Below are 4,370 nucleotides of genomic sequence, written 5' to 3' on the forward strand. Positions count from 1 at the left end.
TTTTCGCTTATCCCGAAGGATTTGCGAGGCAGTTATTACTCGTTGTTCAGTTTTCAAAGAGCAAGCTTTTCTTTCGTTTGTAATGCTTGTTTTGCTTGTCGTCCGCGTGTTTCTCTCGGCCGGAATTAGAATATATCATGTATTGCACTAACATTGCAAGTGTTTTTCGAAAATAATTTGTTATATACATTATTATTGCATAGTAAGAAGCAATTTAGCATGATTAACGTCCTGATTTATCAGGTAAACTGTCGTATATTGGACTATTCTGCACGTTTGTATCTCATCAACTTCGCCGACACAGACTGACCTTACATCGCTATCTGCACGTATGCAGTTAATCCTTTATAAAATACTCACAGCAAACACCATTTTTATTGCTTTCACTACAAGTTTCCCAGCATTCCAGCTGCAACAAAAAAACAGTTGACCTTCACGCAACGTGAAGGTGTACGATAATCTTGTCAGGAGGTGAACACATGGAATATACCATTCAGAAGCTAGGGTTGCTCGCAGGCATCAGCACCAGAACGCTACGCTATTACGACGAAATTGGAATGTTAAAGCCTTCACGAATCAATTCATCGGGCTATCGTATTTATGGGAATGCAGAGGTGGACCGACTTCAGCAGATTCTTTTTTACAAGGAACTTGGCGTTGGATTGGAGGGAATTAAAGCGATTGTAACATCGCCTGCTTTCGACGGGGCGAGCGCACTTCAGGAGCATCGGAAGCGGCTAATAGAGAAAAGGGAACAGTTAGACCTGCTCATCGCGAATGTGGACAAAACTTTGGCACAGAATGAAGGGAGAATAACGATGACGAATAAAGAAAAATTCGATGGCTTTAAACAACAACTAATCGATACCAACGAGCAGAAATATGGAGAAGAAATAAGACAAAAATACGGAAATACGCAAATCGAACGATCAAACCAGATGGTTAAGAACATGACGGAAGAGCAGCACACCAAAGTTGAACAATTGAATGCAGAAGTTTTGAGCTTGCTAGAGACGACTTATCCCACTGGAGACCCTGCAGGAGAGCTGGCGCAAAAAATGGCTGACCTGCACCGGCAGTGGATTACCTTTTATTGGGGCAGCTACAGTAAAGAAGCACATGCAGGAGTTGCTCAAATGTATGTAAACGATGAGCGGTTCACCGCCTATTATGAGAAGCATCAACCTGGCGGAGCAGCCTTCTTGAGGGATGCCATTCTCATTTACACAGGCATGGAACAATCCTAAAAATATCGGAACACCTTGCTGGAAAATAGTTTATTCCATAAATAAGGACGATTAAAGCGGGCGCCGGCACCCCTTCAAATCGTCCATCTCTTATTCTATTCTAACAATTAAACCCTCGTGGAGCCTATTGTTCCATTCCTCATCCGTAGCAAACCACGGCTTCAGCCCCCATGCAGCATCAAGTCCACCCTCATATATACAATAAGCTAAAATAATACACGCCATAACAGAATCCGCTGCATGCTCGTTCAGTTTACCTTTTTTTTCTCCACTTAACTGTCGTGGAATTACAGCCGGATCCAGTTTTATGTTAAAGCGGTCATCCACTTTACTTTTAAAAGCAGCCTCGATCTGCCCTATTGTTAGCTCATCCGCCCTGCCGATACCCAACTTCAACCATCCATGGCTCGGATACACCTCATATAAGCGGGCAGCATCCTCTCTATAACTGTCAAAAGGATAAATAACGGCTGAAGGAAGTAAGTTAAACAGCAGCTTGCGACCGCCATACAGCATCCCATTCATGCTAATTGGCGTTTCAGCAATTGGGCTTTTCCCTCCTGCTGCGATATCCGTTATTCTGCAATCCCGCTCATTGTTTTTACCGCTATGCACTTTACCGAATTTATGCTTAAATAACACGCGAGATTCCGAATATGCCGCAGCAATAAATTGTTTCCACGATGAGTGGTACTGCTCATTCAGGTGCTCTCTTGGAATAGCAAACGGAAAATCAAGCCCCCATGGGTAAGGATTGCTCCTGATCATACAAAATAAATCCAGCCTGTCCTCGCACTCAATCACTTTCTCAATCGTCAGTGTCTCATCTTTCAAGATACCGATTGTCACAAAAATTTTACCGTTCGGATTTTTAGCCCCGCTAAAATCACAGCCATATACGAGCATGCCAACCTCCTATTTTCAAAATCTGCTCTGTTTATTAATAGGCAAGCGCAGCGAAAATTCACTGCCTTCTCCCTTTTTGCTTTTTAATGTGAGATCGCCGCCTAGCAGCTTGGCCAGCTGATAGCTAATAGACAAGCCCAAGCCCGTTCCTTCGTATTTTCTGTTAATCGTACTGTCCTCCTGCAAAAAAGCGTCAAACACAAGTTGTTGATACTCCTCATCTATGCCTATCCCAGTATCTTTAACAAGAAACATGATCATATCCGGCTCAGCAGCCGTCGTAACCTCCAAGCTGACGCTGCCGTATTCCGTAAATTTAACTGCATTAGATAATAAGTTACGCAAAATTTGATTCAATCGCAATCCATCAGAAACAATCAATGCAGGTACCTTTTCGTTAATCACGACTTGCATAACCAAATTTTTCTGATTGGCAAGCGGTGCAATCTGATGGTACATCAGTTGCGTTATATCCTCCACGGATATTTCACCCCAGTCCATGTCCATTTTCCCTGCTTCCACTTTTGATAAATCCAAAATATCATTAATGATACGCAGCAGCTCTTGGCTCGAACTATTAATAATTTGTGCATATTGATGATTCTCGCTATGCTCGCCAGTCTCCTCGTGATCACGAATGAGCTCTGAGAGCAGGATAATGCTATTCAACGGCGTTCTGAGCTCATGGGACATATTTGACAGAAAATCAGATTTATATTTGGATGATCTTACAATTTCACGCGCTTTAGACTCAAGCTCCCGATGTGTGTCAATCAGCTCCTGCTTCTGCGTAACGAGAGTCGAGTTTTTAAATCGCAGCTCTTCAGACAACAACTGTTCCTTATAAAAATCGTAAATAATAAAAATAAAAAATGCGCCCATTATAATAGACAAAGGAAGAGTATAGGGCATAATTTGCTTCAAATACGTCTCGCGAGAAACCGCGCCAAAAATAGCAATACCCGACACCTGCAAAATATTGATTGTCAGCAATGAGATCGTCGCTTTCAAGCGATAACTCCAATGCTGCTTGCGCTTATACAACAGGACCAGCCCCACAGAAGCTGCTGCCAGAATGGTAATGTTAATCGAGCCAGTTACTGCATTTGGCGATATGCCGTTGACCCCGTATCTCGCAGCAGCAATGCCAAGGCCAATGACCAGCACCTGCCAAGGATTTCGAAACATTAAGGTAGCAAAAATAATCGGAACCACCCGTAAATCAAATACAGGTCCCTCCGTAAGCTGAACCCCCAGTTTCATCGCTAGCCAACCAGAAAAAATGAATATAACAATTAGTAAGACATTTTTGAAAACTCCGGACACATTTTGAAATACATTTTTATATAAAAGGTTAAAAAGGTAGGCACATGTGATAAGAATGCTTATGTAGGTAAAAAAGGCGATGTAATAACTCATGAATTTGCCTCCTTTTTGATGTTCTTATTGTACATGATCCCACTTCACTTGACAAAAAACAGAGCAATATAACGATTCGGCTATGCCTTCAAACAATCTAGGTGATAGACAGCGTTAGCCGGCACCTGCAAATAAGCGCCTTAGACCCTTCACAGTTCTTATTTACTCTTAACTCTCATAGGATGAACTATTAAATAAGACAAGGAGGCAAAAAAATGAAATTCAGCTTTTCAAAAAAATCCGTATCCATTATGGTCATTGTAGTGCTGCTCTGTTCATTCAGTACAACTGTATTTGCAGCCTACGAAACTGAATCCAACAATTCGAAAGCTTCAGCTAACGCAACGACAATCAGTGCTAGCAACGGGGGTTTTATTGATTCAACTGACGTAGATTATTGGGTAATTACTAGCGACACGTATGGTTCAAGGACGCTTCAAGCAAGCGGCAATGTCGTCATTACCGTGGAAGATCAATATGGGGTGATCGGGACAAAACCTCTCAACTCTACCACCTTATCCTGGTCTCAAACTAACTCAGGCCCCATCTACATAAAAGTAAGCCCGCCCATTCAGTCAGGAAACGGGTATTACGGCTTTACTCTTTACTAACATAAGTAAGATGGACATTGAGTGGAAATAAAGCCTAATGAAACGGGAATCCGCTTAAATTCTACGAAGTAAACACAAAAAAAGCCCTTAATGGGCTTTTTTTGCTTAACTATGATGCGCGTAGAGGGACTTGAACCCCCACGGTCGCCCGCTAGATCCTAAGTCTAGTGCGTCTGCCAATTCCGCC

Annotated in this window: 4 protein-coding genes; 2 read left to right on the forward strand and 2 right to left on the reverse strand. The window is 42.4% G+C overall.

Going from position 1 to position 4,370, the window contains the following annotated elements:
• Positions 1-479: 479 nt before the first annotated feature.
• Positions 480-1,247: a MerR family transcriptional regulator gene (locus tag FGT79_RS30455; RefSeq protein WP_138756572.1), complete on the forward strand. Its 768-nt coding sequence runs from the start codon at positions 480-482 to the stop codon at positions 1,245-1,247.
• A gap of 90 nt (positions 1,248-1,337) precedes the next feature.
• Here the strand turns inward: FGT79_RS30455 and FGT79_RS30460 are convergent, their stop codons facing one another.
• Together FGT79_RS30460 and FGT79_RS30465 are read right to left on the reverse strand one after the other, a co-directional pair.
• The gene (locus FGT79_RS30460) at positions 1,338-2,153 is read right to left on the reverse strand and encodes a hypothetical protein (protein WP_138756573.1); all 816 of its coding nucleotides are present in this window, start codon (positions 2,151-2,153) and stop codon (positions 1,338-1,340) included.
• A gap of 15 nt (positions 2,154-2,168) precedes the next feature.
• Positions 2,169-3,416: an ATP-binding protein gene (locus tag FGT79_RS30465; protein WP_171056538.1), complete on the reverse strand. Its 1,248-nt coding sequence runs from the start codon at positions 3,414-3,416 to the stop codon at positions 2,169-2,171.
• 371 nt (positions 3,417-3,787) lie between these two features.
• On the opposite strand from FGT79_RS30465, the gene FGT79_RS30470 reads away from it, so the two are divergent.
• Complete coding sequence (locus FGT79_RS30470) at positions 3,788-4,183, forward strand: hypothetical protein (RefSeq protein ID WP_138756575.1); 396 nt, start codon at positions 3,788-3,790, stop codon at positions 4,181-4,183.
• Positions 4,184-4,370 lie beyond the last annotated feature (187 nt).

The sequence above is a fragment of the Paenibacillus sinopodophylli genome, assembly GCF_005930355.1.
GTDB classification, from domain to species: Bacteria; Bacillota; Bacilli; order Paenibacillales; family Paenibacillaceae; genus Pristimantibacillus; species Pristimantibacillus sinopodophylli.

Coding starts and splice junctions, on each gene's coding strand:
- FGT79_RS30465 (WP_171056538.1), bottom strand. CDS start 3,416: ATGAAACTGGGGGTTCAGCTTACGGAGGGACCTGTATTTGATTTACGG.
- FGT79_RS30460 (WP_138756573.1), bottom strand. CDS start 2,153: ATGCTCGTATATGGCTGTGATTTTAGCGGGGCTAAAAATCCGAACGGT.
- FGT79_RS30470 (WP_138756575.1), top strand. CDS start 3,788: ATGAAATTCAGCTTTTCAAAAAAATCCGTATCCATTATGGTCATTGTA.
- FGT79_RS30455 (WP_138756572.1), top strand. CDS start 480: ATGGAATATACCATTCAGAAGCTAGGGTTGCTCGCAGGCATCAGCACC.